The following is a 20,103-nucleotide window of genomic DNA, read 5'->3' as shown; positions in this document are numbered from 1 at the left end:
CACCACAACGACACCACACGGATCCACCCGTCGTGGCACCACCTTCCTACAACGGATCGTCCGGCACGTTCCTGCCGGTAGAAGGGGGCCCATTCACCATGGCCACTGTCTCGTTCGACAAGGCGACCCGGATCTACCCGGGTTCCGACAAGCCCGCCGTGGACGCGCTCGACATCGAGATCGAGGACGGCGAGTTCCTCGTTCTGGTCGGCCCGTCCGGCTGCGGAAAGTCCACCTCGCTCCGCATGCTGGCGGGGCTCGAGGACGTGAACTCCGGCGCCATCCGCATCGGCGACCGTGACGTCACGCACCTGCCGCCGAAGGACCGGGACATCGCCATGGTGTTCCAGAACTACGCGCTCTACCCGCACATGACGGTCGCCGACAACATGGGCTTCGCGCTCAAGATCGCCGGCGTCAACAAGGCGGAGATCCGGCAGAAGGTCGAGGAGGCCGCGAAGATCCTCGACCTGACCGAGTACCTGGACCGCAAGCCGAAGGCCCTGTCGGGCGGTCAGCGCCAGCGTGTCGCGATGGGCCGCGCCATCGTGCGTGAGCCGCAGGTGTTCCTCATGGACGAGCCGCTGTCCAACCTGGACGCCAAGCTCCGCGTCTCGACGCGTACGCAGATCGCGTCACTGCAGCGCCGCCTCGGCATCACCACCGTCTACGTCACCCACGACCAGGTCGAGGCCATGACGATGGGCGACCGCGTGGCGGTCCTCAAGGACGGTCTGCTCCAGCAGATCGACACCCCGCGCAACATGTACGACAAGCCCGCCAACCTCTTCGTGGCCGGCTTCATCGGCTCCCCGGCGATGAACCTGGTCGAGGTGCCGATCACCGACGGCGGTGTGAAGTTCGGCAACTCGGTGGTGCCGGTGCAGCGCGACGCGATCTCCGCCACCACCGACAAGACCGTCACCGTCGGTGTCCGCCCGGAGCACTTCGACGTGGCCGGCGCCGAGTCGGACCAGGGCCTCGCCGTGACGGTGAACGTCGTCGAGGAGCTCGGCGCCGACGCCTACGTCTACGGCACCGCGAAGATGGGCGACACCTCCAAGGACCTGGTCGTCCGCGTCAACGGCCGTGACGTGCCGGAGAAGGGCAGCCAGCTGCACGTCGTGCCGCGCTCCGGCGAGACCCACGTGTTCTCGACCTCGACCGGCGAGCGCCTGTCCGACTGAGCGCCGCCCGGTCCACGGCACCGGACAAACACCCGACCTGGGGTGATTCACCCAGGTTGACGAGGAGGGCCCCGCAGACCGCTGCGGGGCCCTTTTCCGCTGTCGACAAATACCCCGGCACACCGGTCATTTCGAGCCGCGTGCGTCAACCCCGTACCCAATTTCGGACGGTCTCTCATCCCCCGAACCGGTGACTAAATGTCTACAAACCATTACGGGGCGCTACCCTCACACGCGTGAAGCACACCACTACCCCACAGACGCGACGCGGCCGGGGCCCCGCCCGCCGGATCGGCCGCTCCCTCGCCCTCGTCCTGCCCGTCGTCCTGGTACTTTCCGGGACCCTCGCGGTCACCCACGTCAACTGGTCGGGGAACCCCTCCGGTCCGGTGCTGACCGCCGCGGACACCGCCCTGTCGGACAGCGCCTCGAAGGCCGACGCGCGCGCCCCTCAGGACGTCCTGCGCGACCAGCTGCTGACCGAGCTGCAGGAGGAGGACCCGGGTGTCGCCCTCACCCACCTCCAGCAGGCCGTCGACGACCGGCCCTCACTGGCCAGGCACTGCACGTCGATCGCCCGTGCCCTCGGCCGTGCCGCGGTCCGGGTGTACGGCCCCACCCGCGCCCAGTCCTTCGCGCGTCCGGTCTGCGACACGTCCTTCGCCTCGGGCGTCACCGCCGCGCACCGCTGAGCGCACCGAACGACCGATCCGCCAGGTGGGAAGTGGGTAACGGCTGATGTAAGAGACGGCTGTCCACGGGATGCGCGAGCGGGACGCCACGTACAGTTCGGTCATGACCGATCCGAGTGCCGCGTCCCGCCCCGTCCAAGCCGTCGTCCTGGCCGGCGGCCAAGGTTCCCGGCTGCGTCCCTACACCGACGACCGGCCCAAGCCGATGGTCGAGATCCCCGGTACGGGGACGCCGATCATCGGCCATCAGCTGTCCTGGCTCGCCGAAGAGGGCGTGACCGACGTCGTCGTGTCCTGCGGCCACCTGGCCGAGGTGCTGCAGAAGTGGCTGGACACGGCCGATCTGCCGCTCTCCGTCACCACGGTCGTGGAGACGGAACCCCTCGGCCGCGGCGGCGGGCTGAAGTACGCCGCCGCGCACCTCCCGCACCCGGACCGGCCCTGGTACGCCACGAACGGCGACATCTGGACCCGTTTCTCGCTGCGCGACATGGCGGACTTCCACACCGAGCGGGACGCCGTCGCGACCGTCGCCCTGGCCCGCCCGCGCATTCCGTGGGGCGCGGTGAAGACCGACGGCTTCGGCCACATCACCGACTTCATCGAGTCCCCGCCGTCCACCTTCGAGATCAACGCGGGTGTGTACGTCTTCTCCCCCGAGTTCGCCGGCATGCTCCCGGAGCGCGGCGACCACGAGCGCACCACGTTCCCGCACCTGGCCCGCGTGCGTCGCCTGGCCGGTTTCCCCATCCCGCAGGGCTCCTACTGGCGCGCCATCGACACCGCCAAGGACCTGACGGAGGCGGCGAGGGAACTGGCGGCCCTGGGCCGCTGACCTCCTCGGGCACACCGCCGGCAGCCACAGCAGCCACCCGCCGTTCCCAGGAACCGTTCCGCAGGAACACCGCCGACCAGGCACGCCGACGGGGTCCCGCACGTCGTCCGTGCGGGACCCCGTCGTCGTACGTACCGGCGCCGCGGCCGGCCCCAAGGGGCCGGCCCGGGTGGGAGCCTCAGCCCAGCAGGCCGCCCACGAGTCCCGGCTCCCCGGTGGAGGAGCCGCCGTCGGAGCCGCCGGCCGAGCCGCTGCCGCTGGTCGCACTGCCGCCGGAGGTCGGGCCGGAGCTGGTGCTCGGCGCCTGTCCGGCCGGGGAGGACCGCTGGGGCGGGACCTGGCCGACGCTGCCCTGGGTCTGGCTGGGAGCGCCCGTGGTGGCGGTGCCGCTCTCGCGGGCCGCGCCCGGGGTGGTCGCGGCGCTGGCGGACGGGGAGGCCGCGCCCGACGTGGCGCCCTGGGTGGGCGAGGTGGACGCCGACGGCGTGCGCTTCTGCCGCTGGCCGGGCTCCTGCGGGAGCGGGGAGCCGGGCAGCTCGTTGCGCGGGGCCTCCCCCGGGCCGGGTACGACCACGCGGTCGACGTCGCGGACGGCCCCGCCGAGCAGCGAGCCGACGAGGAGCGTGATCCCGGCGACGACGGCGGTGACGAGGGCGCCGCGGCGCAGCACGTAGCGGCGCAGGTCCCACAGGGCGGCGCGGGGTCCGAGGCGGCGCCAGGCGCTGCCCGCGAGCCGGCCGTCCACGGAGTAGACCGGGGCGCCGGCGATGATCAGCGGGGACCAGGCGGCGAGGTAGATGATGTCGGGGGTCTCGTAGGCGGGGACGCTCGTCCAGCTGACGGTGACCAGCAGCGCGGCCGACAGCGTCGCGCCGCCCACGGCTGCGACGCGCTGCCAGCAGCCGAGGACCGTCAGGACGCCCACGATGACCTGGGCGAAGGCGATGACGAGCCCGGCGCCGACCGGGTGCTGGAGGGCGAACTGGCGCAGGGGCTCGGCGACTTCCCAGGGGTGCAGGGTGTTCAGCCACTTCACCAGGGAGCCGCGCTCGCCGCCGTCGAAGTAGACGGGGTCGCACAGCTTGCCCATGCCGGCGTAGATGGAGATGAAGCCGAGGAAGACGCGCAGCGGCAGCAGCACGACGCCGAGGTGCATACGGCGGCCCGGGTAGTAGGCGTGCCGTGCCGGGTCGTCGCCGTGCCGCCTGGCGGACCGCCCGGTCTGCTCGCAGTCCGCCGCGGGACAGGCGCCGTGGTCGCCGTAGTCCGCGAAGTCGTCGTCCTGGTAGCCGGGTTCGTCGTAGGAGCTGCCGGCGGTGCGCATGGGCGGCAGCAGGCGGGTCTCACCGGAGGCGGGGGTGCGCTGGGCACCGACCACCGGGGTCTCGACGGTCTGGGCGTAGTCGTCCTGCGGGGCCTCGTCGCCGTAGCCGGTGTCGACGCGGGGGATGACCTGCGTGGCCCCGGCGTCGGAGAGCGGCTCGTCGGCGTACCGGACGCTTTCGCTCCGCACGGCCTGCAGGAGCCGGTGGGCGCCGGTGTCGTCCGGGGCGGACCTGCCGCTCCAGACGACGGGCCGGCGGCGGGGCTGGGTCGCGCCGGCATGGCCGGCGGTGCCCATGGCGGGGATGCGGGCGGTGTCCTCGGCGGCGCTCAGATGCCGTGCGATCCGAGGGGATTGGATGCGCCGCGTCGAGGCGCCCAGCTGCACGCGGAAGCTCGCGTGGTTGACGATGACCTGCGCCGGATCGCTCGGCACCTTCACCATGCTCAGCGCGGGAGCGTCGTCGTGTCCCGACGAGCGGTCCCCCGTGGGTGTGCGGGGTGTTCTGGTGTCCACACTCATCTAACCGAGTGACGTGGTGTTAGGACACTGCTTTGACTCGCCGGATCTGTCCGGACCGCGTCAAGCTTGCCCGAACCGACCGGAACACCCCGTCTGGATGAAGGTGCCGAACGCCCGTTCAGGCCCTGCGGCGCGCCGCCTCGTACAGCACGATCCCCGCCGCCACACCGGCGTTGAGCGATTCGGCGCCGCCGGGCATCGGAATCCGCACCCGGAAGTCGCACGTCTCGCCGACCAGCCGCGACAGCCCCTTGCCCTCGCTGCCGACGACGATGACGACGGGTCCCTCCAGCGCGTCCAGCTCGCCGAGTTCGACGTCCCCGTCGGCGGCGAGCCCGACCACCATGATCCCGGCCTTCTTGTACGCCTCCAGAGCCCGTGTCAGGTTCGTGGCGCGGGCGACGGGCGTACGGGCGGCCGTACCGGCGGACGTCTTCCACGCGCCGGCGGTCATGCCGGCGGCGCGCCGCTCGGGCACGACGACGCCGTGTCCGCCGAAGGCGGCGACGGACCGTACGACGGCACCGAGGTTGCGCGGGTCGGTCACCCCGTCCAGGGCGACGATCAGCGGGTCCTCACCCTCGTCGGCGGCGTTGTCGGCGAGGTCCTGCGGGTGGGCGTACTCGTACGGCGGGACCTGGAGCACCAGCCCCTGGTGGTTGAGCCCGTTGGTCATGCGGTCGAGCTCGGGCCGGGGCGCCTCCATGAGGTTGATGCCCCCGCGCTCGGCGGCCAGTTGCAGCGCCTCGCGGACCCGCTCGTCGTTGTCGATGAACTGCTGGACGTACAGCGTGTTGGCGGGCACTCCCTCGCGCAGTGCCTCGACGACGGGGTTGCGGCCGACGACGAGTTCGGAGGTGCCCTTGGAGCGGGGCCCCTTGGCGCGGCTCTGGGCGCGCCGGGCCTTGGCCTGGGCGGCGCGCTGCTTGGCGTGGCCCTTGCGCATCTCGGCGGGCGGGGTCGGCCCCTTGCCCTCCAGGCCCCGGCGCCGCTTGCCGCCACTGCCGACCTGCGCGCCCTTCTTGCCGGACATGCGGCGGTTGTTCGCGGCCATGATCTACCTGTCTCTGTCGCGTGCGTACGTACGTCTGTGCAGTGTGCCGCCCGGAGGCCCGGGCGGCACAGTCGATCAAGCGGGGCGCTAGCGCGGGCCGAGGCTCCAGCGCGGCCCCTGCGGGCTGTCCTCGATGACCAGACCGGACTGGTTGAGCTGGTCGCGGATGGCGTCCGCGGTGGGCCAGTCCTTGCGGGCCCGGGCGGCCTCTCGCTGGTCGAGGACCATGCGGACCAGGGTGTCGACGACACCGTGCAGGTCCTCGCCCCGGTCGGTCTCCCCGGCCCAGTGCGGGTCCAGCGGGTCCAGGCCGAGCACGCCGAGCATGGCGCGCACCTCGGCGAGGCGGGCGACGGCGGCCTCCTTGTCGTCGGCGGCCAGCGCGCTGTTGCCCTGCCGGACCGTGGTGTGGACGACCGCGAGCGCCTGCGGCACCGACAGGTCGTCGTCCATGGCCTCGGCGAAGGCGGGAGGCACGTCGGGAGCGGGCTCGACGACCCCCGCCTTCTCCACCACCCGCTGCACGAAGCCCTCGATCCGCGCGAACGCCGACTCGGCCTCGCGCAGGGCCTCCTCGCTGTACTCGATCGTCGACCGGTAGTGCGGGGTGCCCAGGTAGTAGCGCAGCACGATGGGACGCCACTGCTTGACCATCTCGCCGACCAGCACCGAGTTGCCGAGCGACTTGGACATCTTCTCGCCGCTCATGGTGACCCAGGCGTTGTGCACCCAGTACTGGGCGAAGTCGTCGCCGTACGCCTTGGCCTGCGCGATCTCGTTCTCGTGGTGCGGGAAGACCAGGTCCAGGCCGCCGCCGTGGATGTCGAAGGCCGAGCCGAGGTACTTGTGCGCCATGGCCGAGCACTCCAGGTGCCAGCCCGGCCGGCCCCGTCCCCACGGCGTCTCCCAGTCGGGCTCGCCCGGCTTGGTCGCCTTCCACATCGCGAAGTCGCGCGGGTCGCGCTTGCCGGTGATGCCCTCCTCGGCGGGCTGGCGCATCTCCTCCAGGTCCTGCCCGGACAGCTCCAGGTACGAGGGCCAGGACCGCACGTCGAAGTAGACGCTGCCGTCGGCCTCGTAGGCGTGCCCGCGCTCGATGAGGGTGCGCATCATCTCGACCATCTCGGTGACATGGCCGGTGGCGCGGGGCTCGTAGGTGGGCGGCAGGCAGCCGAGCGCCTGGTAGCCGTCGTTGAAGGCGCGCTCGTTCTCGTAGCCGATGGCCCACCAGGGGCGGCCCTGGTCCGCCGACTTGGCGATGATCTTGTCGTCGATGTCGGTGACGTTGCGGACGAACGTCACCTGGTAGCCGCGGTACTCGAACCAGCGGCGCATGATGTCGAAGTTCAGTCCCGACCGGATGTGCCCGATGTGCGGGGCCGCCTGCACGGTGGCGCCACACAGGTAGATCGAGACGCGACCCGGCTTGAGCGGGGTGAAGTCACGGATCTGCCGGGCGCTGGTGTCGTACAGGCGAATAGTCACGTGTCCCAGGGTAGTGGGCCGCGCGCAGTGCCTTGCGACCTTCCGCGCAAGGGGGACGGATTCGTGACGTTCGCCCCCTTCACGCGACTGCCTCAGGAGCCGGCCCTGACCACCAGCGCCGTGGCCACCGCCATCAGGCCCTCGCCGCGCCCGGGGAAGCCGAGACCGTCCGTGGTCGCGCCCGACACGGACACCGGAGCCCCGGCCGCCTCCGAGAGGATCTTCTGGGCCTCCTCGCGGCGCTTGCCGATCTTCGGCCGGGGGCCGACGACCTGCACCGCGATGTTGCCGATCCGGAAGCCGGCCTCCCGCACGATCCGGGCGGCCTCCGTCAGCAGCACCACTCCGGACGCCCCCGACCACTCGGGCCGGCCGGTGCCGAAGTGCTGCCCCAGGTCGCCGAGGCCGGCGGCGGAGAACAGCGCGTTGCAGGCCGCGTGCGCGACGACGTCCGCGTCGGAGTGCCCGGCCAGCCCGGGCCCCTCGCCCTCCCACTTCAGGCCCGCGCACCACAGCTCGCGGCCCTCCTCGAAGGCGTGGATGTCGGTGCCGATGCCGACCTGCGGCAGGGGCGTCCCCGCGAAGCCGTCAGAAGCCATCGTTGAGCCTCCTGCGCGCCAGCACCGCCTCGGCGAGCACCAGGTCCAGGGGGCGCGTGACCTTGAACGCCTCCTCGTGCCCGGGCACCGCCACGACCGTCAGCCCCAGCTGCTCGACCATCCCGGCGTCGTCGGTGACGTCACCGGTGACCTCCGTGTGCGCCCGTACGAGCGTCGCCCGGTCGAAGCCCTGCGGCGTCTGCACCGCGCGCAGCCGCGCCCGCTCCGGCGTGGCGACGACCGGCTCGGGATCGCCCGGGACGGCCGCGGGCTCGACCTGCTTGACGGTGTCGGCGAGCGGCAGCGCCGGGACGACGGCGGGCGCGCCTTCCCGTACGGCCTCGATGACGGCGTCCACCGTGTCCACCGGCACCAGCGGCCGGGCCGCGTCGTGCACGAGCACGATGTCGTAGTCGGAGGGCAGCGCGTCCAGGCCGAGCCTGACGGACTCCTGGCGCGACTGCCCGCCCGGTACGACGAGGAAGTCCGTCCGCTCGGGCAGCGCGTGCGCGTCGAGCAGGGACTTGACCTCGCCTGCGCCGTCGGGCGGGGCCACGACGATCACCAGCGAGACATGGCGCGACGCGGCCATCGCGCGCACCGCGTGGATGAGCATGGGGGTGCCGCCCAGCGCACGGAGCGCCTTGGGGGCGCCCGGACCGAGGCGTACACCTCGGCCGGCGGCCGGGATCACGGCCGCCGTGCGGGCCGCCGACGGCGTGGGGCGCGAATCGTCAGACATAGTTCCTGTCAGGTTTGTGTGCTCGGCCCAGGTGGGTATGGCCTGGGAGGTACCCCCTGCTCGCGGAGCGTGGGGGAGTGCCGGGCGCGACGCCTTGACCGGCCCCTTCCGTGACACTGGTCGAGCCAGCCGCCCGGGCCCGGCACACCGGAGCGCGGGGACGTGAGTGACGACACATCACGGCACGCCCCGCGGCGTACGGCGAGCGAGTACGAACATGCCGCAGCGCCCGGCGACAGAAGTTGCGTCATCGGGCACCGCGGCATTGTGCTGTGCGAAGTGCTGAACGAACGGGCTTCGCCTCGGGTCAGGAGGCGAGAACCTCGTCGAGCAGGGCCTCGGCCTTGTCCTCGTTGGTGTTCTCCGCGAGGGCGAGCTCGCTCACCAGGATCTGGCGAGCCTTGGCGAGCATGCGCTTCTCACCGGCGGAGAGTCCGCGCTCGCGCTCGCGACGCCACAGGTCACGCACGACTTCCGCGACCTTGATGACATCGCCCGAGGCGAGCTTCTCCAGGTTTGCCTTGTAGCGACGGGACCAGTTCGTGGGCTCCTCGGCGTACGGCGCGCGCAGCACCTCGAAGACCCGGTCCAGCCCGTCCTGACCGACCACATCACGCACGCCGACGAACTCCGCATTGTCCGCTGGCACACGTACCGTCAGGTCACCCTGGGCGACCTTCAGCACCAAGTAGGTCTTGTCCACGCCTTTGATCTGGCGAGTTTCGATGGCCTCGATCAGCGCGGCCCCGTGATGGGGATAGACCACGGTGTCGCCAACCTTGAACGTCATGTGACAGGTACCCCTTCCGTGGCTATCCAGGGTAACACGGATACGGCGTCTTCTGAATGGCGTTTTCGCAGGTCAGGGCATATCTCGGGGCTTGACAACAGCGACACGAACGTGCTTCGCCGGGCGAGCGGAACAAGATATTCGCAGGTCGGAGCGGCTGTCCGGGGCAGGTGAAACGCGTACGGTACACGCATCCGGAGGCCCATCCGGGCGACCGAACATCCCGGTATGTCCGGTTCCAGGCGTGCGACTTCCGCTACTCCGTTCGGCGGCCCGAGCCGGGTTCCGGCCGAATCGGGAATTGATCACGGAGGGCCGGACGGCGCGGCCGGTGATCAATTCCGGGGGCGCCCGCGCATTCCTTCACGAGAAATGCCGCGAGCCCCCGGGGATGGTTAGCGGCACTCCCGGGCGCTACTTATGTGAATGTCGGACGACGGCGGGGCCAATGGGACCACCGAGTCGCTTGTGCCGCAGTGGGACGAGGGTGTCGGGGGGTCGGGTGCGGGCGCGCGCGGGCGGCTCGGTAACCTAAGCCCGCTGACAGACACTTAGGGCGGCTTTACACCTCGCCGCCGCCTCGCTCGAGTCAAGGAGTTGCCGCCGCCGTGAGCAGCAGCCTTCGACGCGGCGCCCTCGCCGCCGCCGCCATCGCGTTCTCGATCGCCTCGCTCGCCGCGTGCGGTGCCGGCAACAACGCCCAGACCCTGCAGATCAAGCCGGACAACGCGGCGACGACCGTCGGCGACATCAAGATCCAGAACGCCATCGTCATCACCCAGCCCGACCGCGAGTCGACGGGCCCGGCCGTGGTGTCCGCCACCCTCTTCAACTCCGGCGACACCGCCCAGGAGCTGGAGTCGATCACCCTGCCCGGCACCGGAAAGACCGCCGAGCTGAAGCCCGCCAAGGGCAGCCGCAGCCTTACCGTCCCGGCAGGCGGGTCGCTGATCCTCGGCGGCAAGGACAACGCCTCCGCCGTCCTGCCCAGCAGCCGCGAGGCCGTCCAGGACGGCAACGCGCAGAAGGTCACCTTCACCTTCAGCGAGACCGGCGACGTGAGCCTCGAGGCGTTCGTCGTCCCGGCCGAGGGCTACTTCTCCTCCTGGGGGCCGACCGAGGTCCCGGCCGCGCCGGGTGCCTCGGCGAGCCCGTCGGGCGAGCCGTCCGAGGGCGCGTCGGCCTCGCCGGGCCACACCCCCGGCACGTCGGCCTCCCCGACCGAGTCGGCGGCGGCCGAGGGCGGGTCGGCGGCCGGCCACTGAGCGGCCGTACCGCGACCGGTTCGTACGAGAAGGGCGGGGCCTCCGTGGAGGCCCCGCCCTTCTCGTCGTGCGTACGGGCCGTCGGCGACGCAAGCGTCTCCGTCGTCCGGGTCCGGTCTACGGCTCGAACTTGTAGCCGAGGCCGCGGACCGTCACCAGGTAGCGCGGGGCGCCCGGATCCGGCTCGATCTTGGCGCGCAGACGCTTGACGTGCACGTCGAGGGTCTTGGTGTCGCCGACGTAGTCGGCGCCCCAGACCCGGTCGATGAGCTGCATGCGGGTCAGCACGCGGCCGGCGTTGCGCAGCAGCATCTCCAGCAGGTCGAACTCCTTCAGCGGCAGGTCGATCTTGGTGCCGCCCACGGTGACGACGTGCCGGTCGACGTCCATACGCACCGGGCCGGCCTCCAGCGCGGCCGGCGCCACCTCCTCCGGCTCGCCGCGGCGGCGCAGCACGGCGCGGATGCGCGCGACCAGTTCCCGGGAGGAGAACGGCTTGGTGACGTAGTCGTCGGCCCCTATCTCCAGGCCGACGACCTTGTCGATCTCACTGTCCTTCGCGGTCACCATGATGACGGGGACGTTGGAGCGGCCGCGCAGCTGGCGGCACACCTCCGTGCCCGGCAGGCCGGGCAGCATCAGGTCGAGGAGGACGAGATCGGCGCCGTTGCGCTCGAACTCGTCGAGTCCGTCGGGCCCCGTGGTCGCGACGGCGACCTCGAAGCCCTCCTTGCGGAGCATGTACGACAGGGCGTCGGAGAAGGACTCCTCGTCCTCGACGACGAGCACACGGGTCACGGAAGGACCTCCGGGGCGGAAAGCGTTTCGTACGCGGTGGTGTTCGGGGATGAGTCGTGGGATGCGGGGGTGGACCGCCCGGTCTCTGCGTCGAGGCCCGCGCCTGCGGCGCGCGCGTCCCGGGCGGACTGCTGTGCTGCGCGGTCACGGGCCGCACCGGCCTCCGGCAGCCGCAGCGTGAAGGTGGAGCCCTGGCCTTCGGCGCTCCACACCGTGACCTCCCCGCCGTGCGAGGCGACCACGTGCTTCACGATCGCGAGGCCCAGCCCCGTGCCGCCGGTGGCACGGGAGCGGGCCGGGTCGACGCGGTAGAAGCGCTCGAAGATGCGCTCCTTGTCCTTGTCGGAGATGCCGATGCCCTGGTCGGTCACGGCGATCTCGATCAGGTCCCCGCCGGGCTGGCTCACCCTGCGGGCGGCGATGCCGACGCGGGTGCGGGCCGGGGAGTAGTTGACGGCGTTCTCGACGAGGTTGCCGAGGGCGGCGGCGAGCTGGCCGCGGTTGCCCCACACGGCCAGGTCGGCGGTACCGCCCTCCTGCCGGCCGCCTCCCCCCTGACCGAGCCCTTCGGGCACCCCTACGTTCGAGGCCATGGTGATCTGCTTGGTGCCGGCCTGGTGCCGGCAGCGGTCGATGGCCTCCGCGACCAGTTCGTCGACGCGGACCGGCTCGGCGTCCTCCAGCGGGTCGTCGTTCTGCACCCGGGAGAGGTCGATGAGCTCCTGCACCAGGTTGGTCAGCCGGGTCGCCTCGATCTGCATCCGTCCGGCGAAGCGCTCCACGGCCTCCGGGTCGTCGGAGGCGTCCATGACGGCCTCCGACAGGAGGGAGAGCGCGCCGACGGGCGTCTTGAGCTCGTGGCTGACGTTCGCGACGAAGTCGCGCCGGACCGCCTCGATACGGCGGGCCTCGGTGAGGTCCTCGACGAGCAGCAGCACCAGCCGGGAGCCGAGGGGGGCCACGCGCGCGGAGACGGCGAGGGCCTCGCCCCGCCCGGTCCCGCGCCGCGGCAGGTCCAGCTCGACCTGGCGTATCTCCCCGTCCCGTCGGGTGTCCCGGGCCATCTGGAGCATGGGCTCGACGGCGAGCTTGCCGCCGCGCACCAGCCCGAGGGCGTAGGCGGCGGAGCTGGCCTTGACCACGGCGTCCGCCTCGTCGAGGACGACGGCGGAGGAGCGCAGGACGGACAGGACGGTGTCCACGCCCGGCGGAAGCACCGGGTCGGTGTGCAGGGAGGTACGAGTCGGGCGCTTCTGCTCGCGCTCGCTCCAGCGGAACGCCAGCATGGCGATGACGCCGGTGAGCACCCCGGCGATCGCTGCCGCTGCGGCGACCGCCGCGTTCACGTCCATGCATCCAGGTTAGGCATGGGGTGCGACATCCCCACAGCCGTCGGAGGGCGAGCTCGAACAGTCGTCGCCCAGAGTTCACCTTGGAGCCAGTAATGGTTCATTTGGGGTGCCGGAAACGGACGCGTACGGGCCGCAACGTGGGAGCGTGGGGTGCGAACCCCCGGAAATGACGTACGAGAGGGAACCCTGATGCGGGACGCGTACCACGAGGAACTGGACTCGATCGGCGACGGTCTGGTGGAGATGGCCCGGCTGGTCGGGTCGGCGATCGGGCGCGCCACGACCGCCATCCTCGACTCCGACCTGAAGCTGGCCGAGAGCGTGATCGAGGCCGACGCCAAGGTCGACGAGCTCCAGCACGGCCTGGAGGCCCGGGCCATAGCCCTGCTGGCGCGGCAGCAGCCGGTCGCGACGGACCTGCGTATCGTCGTCACGTCGCTGCGCATGTCGGCCGACCTGGAGCGCTCCGGCGACCTCGCCCAGCACGTGGCGAAGCTGGCCCGGCTGCGCTACCCGAACCGGGCGGTCCCGCAGGACCTGCACGCCACCATCCTGGAGATGGGCCAGCTCGCCCAGCGTCTGATGGCCAAGGCGGCCGAGGTGATCGTCACCAAGGACGTCGACCTGGCGCTCCAGTTGGAGCAGGACGACGACGCGATGGACCTGCTGCACCGCACCCTCTTCCAGCACCTGATGGACGACCGCTGGAAGCACGGCATCGAGACGGCCGTCGACGTCACGCTGCTCGGCCGCTACTACGAGCGGTTCGCCGACCACGCCGTCTCGGTCGCCAAGCGGGTGGTGTACCTGGTGACCGGCGAGCACGCGGACGAGATCCAGGCCGCGGACATCCAGCCGGAGATCCAGCCGGTGGCGGGCGCCGAGAGCGCCTGAGCAGGCGCGAAAGGGGTCGGCCGGGGCTTCGCCGAGGCGCGTCCGAGCCACAGTGCGCCGTTGATGCGCCCAGCCCCGCGGGCGTCCAATGGGCACAGGCTCCAGCCTTGAGGAGGGACCATGGCCGAATCCCCCATCCCGACCCCCGACCCCACGCAGGAACGCGAGACCGAGCAGCCCGCCGAGATCAAGAACCTGATGCTGATCGCCGCGTGCGGCTGCGGCTCGGGCTGCGGCTGCGGCTGCCAGTCGGGCAGCCCCTGCCAGTGCGGTTGAGACGAGAAGTGGCGTACGGCTGATCCCGTACGACGGTGAAGGGCCCCGGCGCTGCCGCCGGGGCCCTTCGGCGTGCGCTGGCCTTCGGCGTGCGGGCCCGGGGCGGTCCGGGCACCGGTCGCCGCGCAGGCGTCAGGGGCGCAGCATGAAAGAGGGGGCGAGCGCACACGCGACGAGGAGGTGCGGGGCCATGGCCAAGTTCATGGACGTCCACCACAACATGAAGGGCATCACCGAAGACCAGCTGCGTGAGGCCCACAACGCCGACCTGGCCATAGAGAAGGAGGAGAAGGTCCACTTCGAGACGGCCTGGGCGGACCCGGACTCCGGCACGGTCTACTGCCTGTCCGAGGCCCCCTCCGCCGAGGCGGTCCAGCGCATCCACGAACGCGCCGGGCACAAGGCGGACGAGATCCACCCGGTGCCTCTGACGGTGCAGTAGCTCCCACGGGCACACGGGGGTCGGTTCACACACCGGTACACCGATCACGTACACGGCTATTGACGTGTTCAAGGCAAGTCTTTAGCGTCCGCCGGGGGAAAGCGCTTCCCCCGCTGGTCGCCAGCTGTCGCCGGCTCTTGCCAGTTCTTCACGTTCTCGCCTGTGCCTGTGGACCACCGAGCCGACCCCGTGGAGTCCGCCATGCGCCTGAAGACCCTGTCCGCGTTCACCGGCCTGTTAGGGCTGCTGAGCCTCCTGCTCGTCGCGTTACCCGGCACCGCGGCACACGCCGCCACGACGCGCCACGAGGCGGAGACCTCGCCGTCGGTCTGCACCGGCTCCCTCGACTCCAACTACCCCGGCTTCTCCGGCAGCGGCTTCTGCAACGGCGTCAACGCGGCGGGAGCGTACGCCCAGTTCACCGTGAACGCGCCGGCCGCCGGCACGGCGACGCTGCGAGTCCGCTTCGCCAACGGGACGGCCACCGCCCGCCCGGCCGCGCTCCTCGTCAACGGATCGACGGTCCAGACACCGTCGTACGAGGCCACGGGCGCCTGGTCGACCTGGGCCACCAAGACGCTGACCGTCCAGCTGAACGCGGGCGGCAACACCGTCCGGCTGAACCCGACCACCGCGGCCGGCCTGCCCAACGTCGACTACCTCGACGTCGAGGTCGCCGGTCCCGCGGCCGGCCTGCCGTCGAGTTTCCGGTGGCGCTCCAGCGGCCCGCTGATCGGGCCCAAGTCGGACGCCACGCACAGCATCCGGGCCGTGAAGGACCCGTCGGTCGTGTACCACGACGGCCGCTACCACGTGTTCGCCACGACCACGAACAACAGCGGCGCGTACAGCATGGTGTACCTCAACTTCACCGACTGGTCGCAGGCGAACGCGGCCCAGCACCACTACCTGGACCAGACCGCGATCGGCACGGGGTACAAGGCGGCCCCGCAGGTCTTCTACTTCGCGCCGCAGAAGCTCTGGTACCTCGTGTTCCAGACCGGTGACAACGCCGCGTACTCGACGACGGCGAACATCGCCGACCCGAGGTCCTGGAGCGCCCCGAAAAAGTTCTACGCCGGCGGCATGCCGCAGATCATCAGGGACAACATCGGCAACGGCTACTGGGTCGACTTCTGGGTGATCTGCGACAGCGCCAAGTGCTACCTGTTCTCCTCGGACGACAACGGCCACCTGTACCGCTCGGAGACGACGGTGGCCGACTTCCCGAACGGCATGGGCAACACCGTCATCGCGATGCAGGACGCCAACAAGTTCCGCCTGTTCGAGGCGCCCAACGTGTACAAGGTCGCGGGCACCGACACGTTCCTGCTGATGGTCGAGGCGATCGGCGGTGACGGCAAACGCATGTTCCGGTCGTGGACCGCCCCGGCCATCACCGGCCCCTGGCAGCCCCTCGCGGACACCGAGGCCAACCCGTTCGCCCGGGCCAACAACGTCACGTTCGACGGCACACCCTGGACCCGGGACATCAGCCACGGAGAACTGATCCGCAACGGCGTGGACCAGACCCTGACCATCAGCCCGTGCAACCTGCGCTTCCTGTACCAGGGCATGGACCCGGCGGCTACGGACCCGTACAACCTGCTGCCCTGGCGGCTGGGACTGCTGACGCAGACCAACTCGACCTGCTGAGCGACGGGACGGGGGTGGCCCGGCGGTCCCGGGCCATCTTCACGGGAAGCCGCTCCCCGCCCTGTGCTTGTCATAAAGGGATATGTAGGGCTGGAAGCGCGATACAGCGCCGGGACAGTATTAACAAAAGAAACTCGTCACAAAACCCTTCACCCGTTTGCCGCGCATCCGCCGCAGCGGACAGACGTTAGTCGGGATACGAGCGAGGCGACCGCAAAAGGGAACATTCGGCCTGGTCGTGAGCCGTGAGTGAGAGGACTCGACTGTGGAACGGGCGGTAAAGATGGGCTCCTACACCTACATTCCCGCACCGGGACGCTCATCCACGACCGTCGACGGAACTCTCACCAGGGACGGACGCCTCATCGCACTGAGAGCGACGGAGCCCCTCCTACGAGATTTCATCGACGCCATGCGAGCGCTGGAGGACGAGCTCGACCGGCGGTGGATGAGCGCGACGGGCCGGCCCACGTTCGCCCGAGCGGAATGATCAGCCCTCGCCATGTACGACTTCAGCGAAACGGGCACCGGCCGACACCGCGCCCCCACCAGCGCCGCCCCTCATCCGCTGGTGCCACCGGACGCGACCTGGGACCCGGCCGAGGAACTCGCCTTCATGCTCCAGGAGGGCCTGCTCCGCGAGAGCCAGGAGCAGAGTGCTCGGAGGTTTCCCACTCCGCGCGACGACCGACCGGCGGACGGCGGGCCCGGTGACGGAATCCCGGGCCACGGACGTGGCGCCGGCGGCGCAAGGCACGGTGGCGAAGGTCCCGGCGGCGACATGCCCGCTGCCGGAGGTCTCGGTGTCCGAGGCCCCGGGGCCGAGGCCCTGGCCGGTGACCCGGCTGCGGGTGCCGGTACCGGCTCCCACCTGAGGAACCTCCAGGACATCACGGCGGAACTGCCACCGCTGAAGGCGGCGCCACGAGGCCACCGCAAGGTGCGGCAACGCCCGGGTCTGGCCCGGACCGTCAGCTGCGTCATCGCCGCCGCGGTGGCCCTCATCGCCTCCGCGGTGAGTTTCATCAGCGGGCTGGCCTCCTACAACCCGCTGCGCGACGCCGCCGAGTCCGGGGCGCAGAGCGGTGTCGCCTCGTGGTGGCCCCTGCTGGTGTACGGCCCCTGGCTCGCCGCGTCCCTCTCGGTCCTGCGGGCCGCACTGCACCAGCGCCGCGCCGTTCACTCGTGGTGCGTCGTCCTGATCTTCTCGTCGATCGCCATCCTTCTCTCGGTGGCCCAGGCCCCCAGGACCGCCGTCGACATCTCGGCGACGGCCCTGCCCGGACTCGCGTCCCTGGCCTGCTTTCAGCAGCTCGTACGCCAGATCACGCTGACCCGCCCGCCTCACCGGCCCATTCCCCGCCATCGCCTGCGGCCGTCGCGGGCCCGGGCCGGGTGCCCTGGGCGGGACTCGGTCCCCCGTACCAAGCCGCATGAGAACGAGGCGTAGAGACACTACGAGGCGTACAGACGCTTATGGGGCGCGTTTCCTGCCGGAAGCGCGCCCCTCACGGTGAGGACGGTGGTGTCCGCCCGGGCGGACACCACCGCAGCTCCCCGCTGCCGGGGCCGCTCAGCCGGCCGCGCGGTGCTGCCGCAGGTCGTGGACGCTGGCGGTGAGGGTTCCGTCGTGCTGTTCGTAGTGGGACAGGGCGATGCCGAGGCCGAAGAAGGTGGGAGCCCACTCGCCCACGAAGAGGCCCCACCGGTCGGCGCGGGCGAGCCCGGTGCCCGGTTCGGCCTTGAGGCTGACCATCCAGGCGGCGACGGTGAGTCCGATGGACGTGAAGGCGGCCATGTAGGCGTGCTCGCTACGGACGCCCATTTCGTGCATTTTCTTGACGATCATGGTGCTCTCCCGGTCACTGGCCGGTAGTGGGGGGAAGGTGGCGGCAGCGTCCCGCGCTGGCCATAGCTCAGAGTGCCCCTTTTCCTCAACAACACCCGCGATCCGGGAAATTGGCGGCGCCTTTTTATTTTCCTTTTCAACCTGCCGGGCAGGTGCGCCGCCGCCCAGGTGGCGTGATGGCATGAGCGCCGGACGTGGTACTCGCGTGCACAGACCGCATGAGCTCTCCCTCGCGCGGGCTGTCGCTTCAGTGACTGGTGGACTGTGACTCGTGGCTCGTGACTCGTGACTCGTGACTCGTGACTCGTGACTCGTGACTCGTCGAAGGACGATGGCATGCAGACTTTCCTGCCGTATCCCGACTTCGCCGCGTCGGCCGTGGTCCTGGACCGTCGCCGGCTGGGCAAGCAGCGGGTCGAGGCACTGCAGGTCCTTCGGGGACTCGTCGTGCCGGGTTACGGGTGGCGTCACCATCCAGCGGTCCGGATGTGGGCCGGGTACGAGGAGGCGCTGGTCCGGTACGGACTCGAAGTGTGCAGGGTGTGGCGTGAACAAGGTCATCAGGACAGCTGCGCGGCCACGCTGGTCGCCGACCTCCGCGCCGTCCGCCCCGGCGGCCCGCTGCGCGACCAGGCGGCCCTGGCTGCCGCCGGCGAACTGCCTCCTTGGCTCGGCGACGAGGCCTTTCACCGCAGCCACCGCTCGGCGCTGCTGCGCAAGGACCCGACCGCGTACGCACCGCACTTCAGTGACGTTCCTGATGACCTGCCGTATGTCTGGCCGACATCGGACCGGGCGGGAGACGCCCTTTCCGGGGATTCCCTTCGCGGGAAGTAAAGGGCCAAGGAAATTCCGTCCGAGAAATCGACCGCCCCTTTAGGATCGGAAGATGACGATTCAGCGCATGGATAACGTCGGCATCGTCGTCGACGACCTCGAGGCCGCTATTGCGTTCTTCGCCGCGCTGGGTATGGAGCTGGAAGGCGAGATGCTGGTCGAGGGACGTTGGGTGGACCGTGTCGTCGGGCTCGACGGCGTCCGGGGCGACATCGCGATGATGCGGACGCCGGACGGCCATGGCGGGATCGAGCTGACGAAGTTCCACACGCCGGCAGCGATCAGCGCCGAGCCGGGCTACGCACCGGTGAACACGCTGGGCATCCGTCGCATCATGTTCGCCGTCGAGGACATCGAGGACGTCCTCGCCCGCCTGCGCGCCCACGGCGCCGAACTGATCGGCGAGGTGGAGCGGTACGAGGACAAGTACCGGCTCTGCTACGTCCGCGGCCCCGAGGGCATCATCGTGGCACTGGCGGAGGAACTCGGCTGAAAGCCCCCGGCTCGCGAACGCCCGGCCTCGCCCGGCCTCATGGTGGAGCCGCCGACACCACGGCTCCGTGAGATGAGCCCGCGCACACATGCCCATGACTGTGGGGCTCGGGTGGCGCTAGCGTGCGGCGGTGGTCAGGAGCGAGGGAGCAAGCAAGTCTGGGTGCGGCGGCCGCGCGCCGCCTGACGGAGACGGGCCGGTACGAGTTCGAGCCGGGGCTGACGGACGTCGAATTCGCGCGCATCGAGCGTGAGTTCGGCTTCGAGTTCGCCGACGACCACCGAGCGTTCCTCGCGGCAGGCCTTCCGGTCAACGTCCCTCCCGAGGACGGACAGACCTGGGACAGGCCCTGGCCGGAGTGGCGCGCCGGTGACGTGGACAGCCTGCGTCGACAACTCGCCGGGCCGGTCGAGGGTGTTCTGTTCGATGTGGAGCGCAACGGGTTCTGGTACGCGGGCTGGGGCGAGCGCCCGGCCGACCAGACGGCGTCTGTGGAGACGGCACGGCGTCACCTGGCGGAGGTGCCGGTGCTGGTACCCGTGTATGCCCACCGGTACCTGCCCACCGGCCGGGGAAACTTCGGGCACCCGGTGCTCTCGGTGTGCCAGACCGACATCATCTACTACGGGCTCGACCTGGACGACTACATCCACCGCGAGTTCGGTGAGGCGCGGGGCGCCGTCGACGACAGCTGGAACCCGAAAACGACGGTCCCCTTCTGGCGGGACCTTCTCCGATCGGTCAGGGTGCGCGCGGGGACGGGCTGGACCACTCGGCTTCGCGGGCGGTCCCCGCCATCCGGAAGATCATCGACTCGTCGGTCGCGGGCGGCTTCGACGACAACGCCGGCCTGCCCGTCCCGGGACCCCGGGGCCCCGGGGCATGGTCGCGCGGCCTGGGCCTGGAGCGAAGGACTGTCCGGAGCCCGGCGGGTGTCCGGAGCCGGAGGGGCTCGGCCAGCGGGGAAGGGCAACCCTGCCCCCGCCTCATGAGTCACACAGGCGTCGCCGT

Annotated in this window: 21 protein-coding genes; 12 read left to right on the top strand and 9 right to left on the bottom strand. The window is 70.8% G+C overall.

The window, feature by feature from the left end; genetic code table 11:
- The first annotated feature begins 98 nt into the window (after nucleotides 1-98).
- The 3 genes from ACFPZJ_RS20950 (at nucleotide 99) to ACFPZJ_RS20940 (ending at nucleotide 2,714) form a co-directional block, all read left to right on the top strand.
- Nucleotides 99-1,187, top strand: coding sequence for an ABC transporter ATP-binding protein (locus tag ACFPZJ_RS20950; RefSeq protein ID WP_381023774.1), 1,089 nt, complete (start codon nucleotides 99-101; stop codon nucleotides 1,185-1,187).
- 236 nt (nucleotides 1,188-1,423) lie between these two features.
- The gene (locus ACFPZJ_RS20945; protein ID WP_381023771.1) at nucleotides 1,424-1,879 is read left to right on the top strand and encodes a hypothetical protein; all 456 of its coding nucleotides are present in this window, start codon (nucleotides 1,424-1,426) and stop codon (nucleotides 1,877-1,879) included.
- Between the two features lie 103 nt (nucleotides 1,880-1,982).
- On the top strand, nucleotides 1,983-2,714 hold the full coding sequence (locus tag ACFPZJ_RS20940) for a nucleotidyltransferase family protein (protein WP_381023768.1): 732 nt from the start codon (nucleotides 1,983-1,985) through the stop codon (nucleotides 2,712-2,714).
- Nucleotides 2,715-2,892: 178 nt separating this feature from the next.
- Here the strand turns inward: ACFPZJ_RS20940 and ACFPZJ_RS20935 are convergent, their stop codons facing one another.
- The 6 genes from ACFPZJ_RS20935 to ACFPZJ_RS20910 form a co-directional block, all read right to left on the bottom strand.
- A complete protein-coding gene (locus tag ACFPZJ_RS20935) occupies nucleotides 2,893-4,560 on the bottom strand; it encodes a DoxX family protein (protein ID WP_381023765.1) in 1,668 nt (555 codons plus the stop codon).
- A gap of 118 nt (nucleotides 4,561-4,678) precedes the next feature.
- Nucleotides 4,679-5,614 (bottom strand): 23S rRNA (guanosine(2251)-2'-O)-methyltransferase RlmB, encoded by a 936-nt coding sequence (gene rlmB / locus ACFPZJ_RS20930; protein ID WP_381023762.1) that lies wholly within the window; start codon nucleotides 5,612-5,614, stop codon nucleotides 4,679-4,681.
- Nucleotides 5,615-5,701: 87 nt separating this feature from the next.
- Nucleotides 5,702-7,099, bottom strand: coding sequence for a cysteine--tRNA ligase (gene cysS, locus ACFPZJ_RS20925; RefSeq protein WP_381023759.1), 1,398 nt, complete (start codon nucleotides 7,097-7,099; stop codon nucleotides 5,702-5,704).
- Nucleotides 7,100-7,191: 92 nt separating this feature from the next.
- Nucleotides 7,192-7,698 (bottom strand): 2-C-methyl-D-erythritol 2,4-cyclodiphosphate synthase, encoded by a 507-nt coding sequence (gene ispF / locus ACFPZJ_RS20920; RefSeq protein WP_381023756.1) that lies wholly within the window; start codon nucleotides 7,696-7,698, stop codon nucleotides 7,192-7,194.
- Nucleotides 7,688-8,440, bottom strand: a complete 753-nt coding sequence (gene ispD / locus ACFPZJ_RS20915; RefSeq protein ID WP_381023753.1) for a 2-C-methyl-D-erythritol 4-phosphate cytidylyltransferase — start codon at nucleotides 8,438-8,440, stop codon at nucleotides 7,688-7,690. The genes ispF and ispD overlap by 11 nt, the downstream gene beginning before the upstream one ends.
- A 307-nt stretch (nucleotides 8,441-8,747) precedes the next feature.
- Entirely contained in the window at nucleotides 8,748-9,230 is a 483-nt protein-coding gene (locus ACFPZJ_RS20910) for a CarD family transcriptional regulator (RefSeq protein WP_003953493.1), read from the bottom strand.
- Nucleotides 9,231-9,838: 608 nt separating this feature from the next.
- Here ACFPZJ_RS20910 and ACFPZJ_RS20905 point away from each other — a divergent pair.
- Complete coding sequence (locus tag ACFPZJ_RS20905; protein ID WP_381023751.1) at nucleotides 9,839-10,495, top strand: copper chaperone PCu(A)C domain-containing protein; 657 nt, start codon at nucleotides 9,839-9,841, stop codon at nucleotides 10,493-10,495.
- Nucleotides 10,496-10,612: 117 nt separating this feature from the next.
- Here ACFPZJ_RS20905 and phoP read toward each other — a convergent pair whose 3' ends face one another.
- Nucleotides 10,613-11,293 carry a two-component system response regulator PhoP gene (phoP, locus tag ACFPZJ_RS20900; protein ID WP_019326704.1) on the bottom strand — a complete coding sequence of 227 codons (681 nt, stop codon included), beginning with the start codon at nucleotides 11,291-11,293 and terminating at the stop codon, nucleotides 10,613-10,615.
- Nucleotides 11,290-12,645, bottom strand: a complete 1,356-nt coding sequence (gene phoR, locus ACFPZJ_RS20895; protein WP_381023748.1) for a two-component system sensor histidine kinase PhoR — start codon at nucleotides 12,643-12,645, stop codon at nucleotides 11,290-11,292. Before phoR ends, phoP begins: the two co-directional genes overlap by 4 nt.
- A 189-nt stretch (nucleotides 12,646-12,834) precedes the next feature.
- Between phoR and phoU the strand changes: the two genes are divergently transcribed.
- The 5 genes from phoU (at nucleotide 12,835) to ACFPZJ_RS20870 (ending at nucleotide 17,363) form a co-directional block, all read left to right on the top strand.
- Entirely contained in the window at nucleotides 12,835-13,539 is a 705-nt protein-coding gene (gene phoU / locus ACFPZJ_RS20890) for a phosphate signaling complex protein PhoU (RefSeq protein WP_381023745.1), read from the top strand.
- Between the two features lie 120 nt (nucleotides 13,540-13,659).
- A complete protein-coding gene (locus ACFPZJ_RS20885) occupies nucleotides 13,660-13,815 on the top strand; it encodes a hypothetical protein (RefSeq protein WP_381023742.1) in 156 nt (51 codons plus the stop codon).
- A gap of 190 nt (nucleotides 13,816-14,005) precedes the next feature.
- Nucleotides 14,006-14,257, top strand: coding sequence for an SCO4226 family nickel-binding protein (locus ACFPZJ_RS20880; RefSeq protein WP_381023740.1), 252 nt, complete (start codon nucleotides 14,006-14,008; stop codon nucleotides 14,255-14,257).
- 201 nt (nucleotides 14,258-14,458) lie between these two features.
- Complete coding sequence (locus ACFPZJ_RS20875) at nucleotides 14,459-15,913, top strand: non-reducing end alpha-L-arabinofuranosidase family hydrolase (protein ID WP_381023737.1); 1,455 nt, start codon at nucleotides 14,459-14,461, stop codon at nucleotides 15,911-15,913.
- 502 nt (nucleotides 15,914-16,415) lie between these two features.
- A complete protein-coding gene (locus ACFPZJ_RS20870; protein ID WP_381023734.1) occupies nucleotides 16,416-17,363 on the top strand; it encodes a DUF2637 domain-containing protein in 948 nt (315 codons plus the stop codon).
- 123 nt (nucleotides 17,364-17,486) lie between these two features.
- On the opposite strand, the gene ACFPZJ_RS20865 is transcribed toward ACFPZJ_RS20870, so the two are convergent.
- On the bottom strand, nucleotides 17,487-17,762 hold the full coding sequence (locus ACFPZJ_RS20865; protein WP_381023731.1) for a hypothetical protein: 276 nt from the start codon (nucleotides 17,760-17,762) through the stop codon (nucleotides 17,487-17,489).
- 336 nt (nucleotides 17,763-18,098) lie between these two features.
- On the opposite strand from ACFPZJ_RS20865, the gene ACFPZJ_RS20860 reads away from it, so the two are divergent.
- The 3 genes from ACFPZJ_RS20860 to ACFPZJ_RS20850 all read left to right on the top strand — a co-directional run bounded on the left by ACFPZJ_RS20860 (nucleotide 18,099) and on the right by ACFPZJ_RS20850 (nucleotide 20,084).
- On the top strand, nucleotides 18,099-18,599 hold the full coding sequence (locus tag ACFPZJ_RS20860) for an MSMEG_6728 family protein (RefSeq protein WP_381023728.1): 501 nt from the start codon (nucleotides 18,099-18,101) through the stop codon (nucleotides 18,597-18,599).
- A 52-nt stretch (nucleotides 18,600-18,651) separates the two neighbouring features.
- Nucleotides 18,652-19,092, top strand: coding sequence for a VOC family protein (locus ACFPZJ_RS20855; protein WP_381023726.1), 441 nt, complete (start codon nucleotides 18,652-18,654; stop codon nucleotides 19,090-19,092).
- 122 nt (nucleotides 19,093-19,214) lie between these two features.
- The gene (locus tag ACFPZJ_RS20850; RefSeq protein WP_381023723.1) at nucleotides 19,215-20,084 is read left to right on the top strand and encodes a hypothetical protein; all 870 of its coding nucleotides are present in this window, start codon (nucleotides 19,215-19,217) and stop codon (nucleotides 20,082-20,084) included.
- Nucleotides 20,085-20,103: the final 19 nt, after the last annotated feature.

It is taken from the genome of Streptomyces bullii (genome assembly GCF_042657145.1).
Taxonomy (GTDB): Bacteria; Actinomycetota; Actinomycetes; order Streptomycetales; family Streptomycetaceae; genus Streptomyces; species Streptomyces bullii.
The sequence above is the reverse complement of the archived record's forward strand: the minus strand, read 5'-3'. Positions and strand labels throughout refer to the sequence as shown.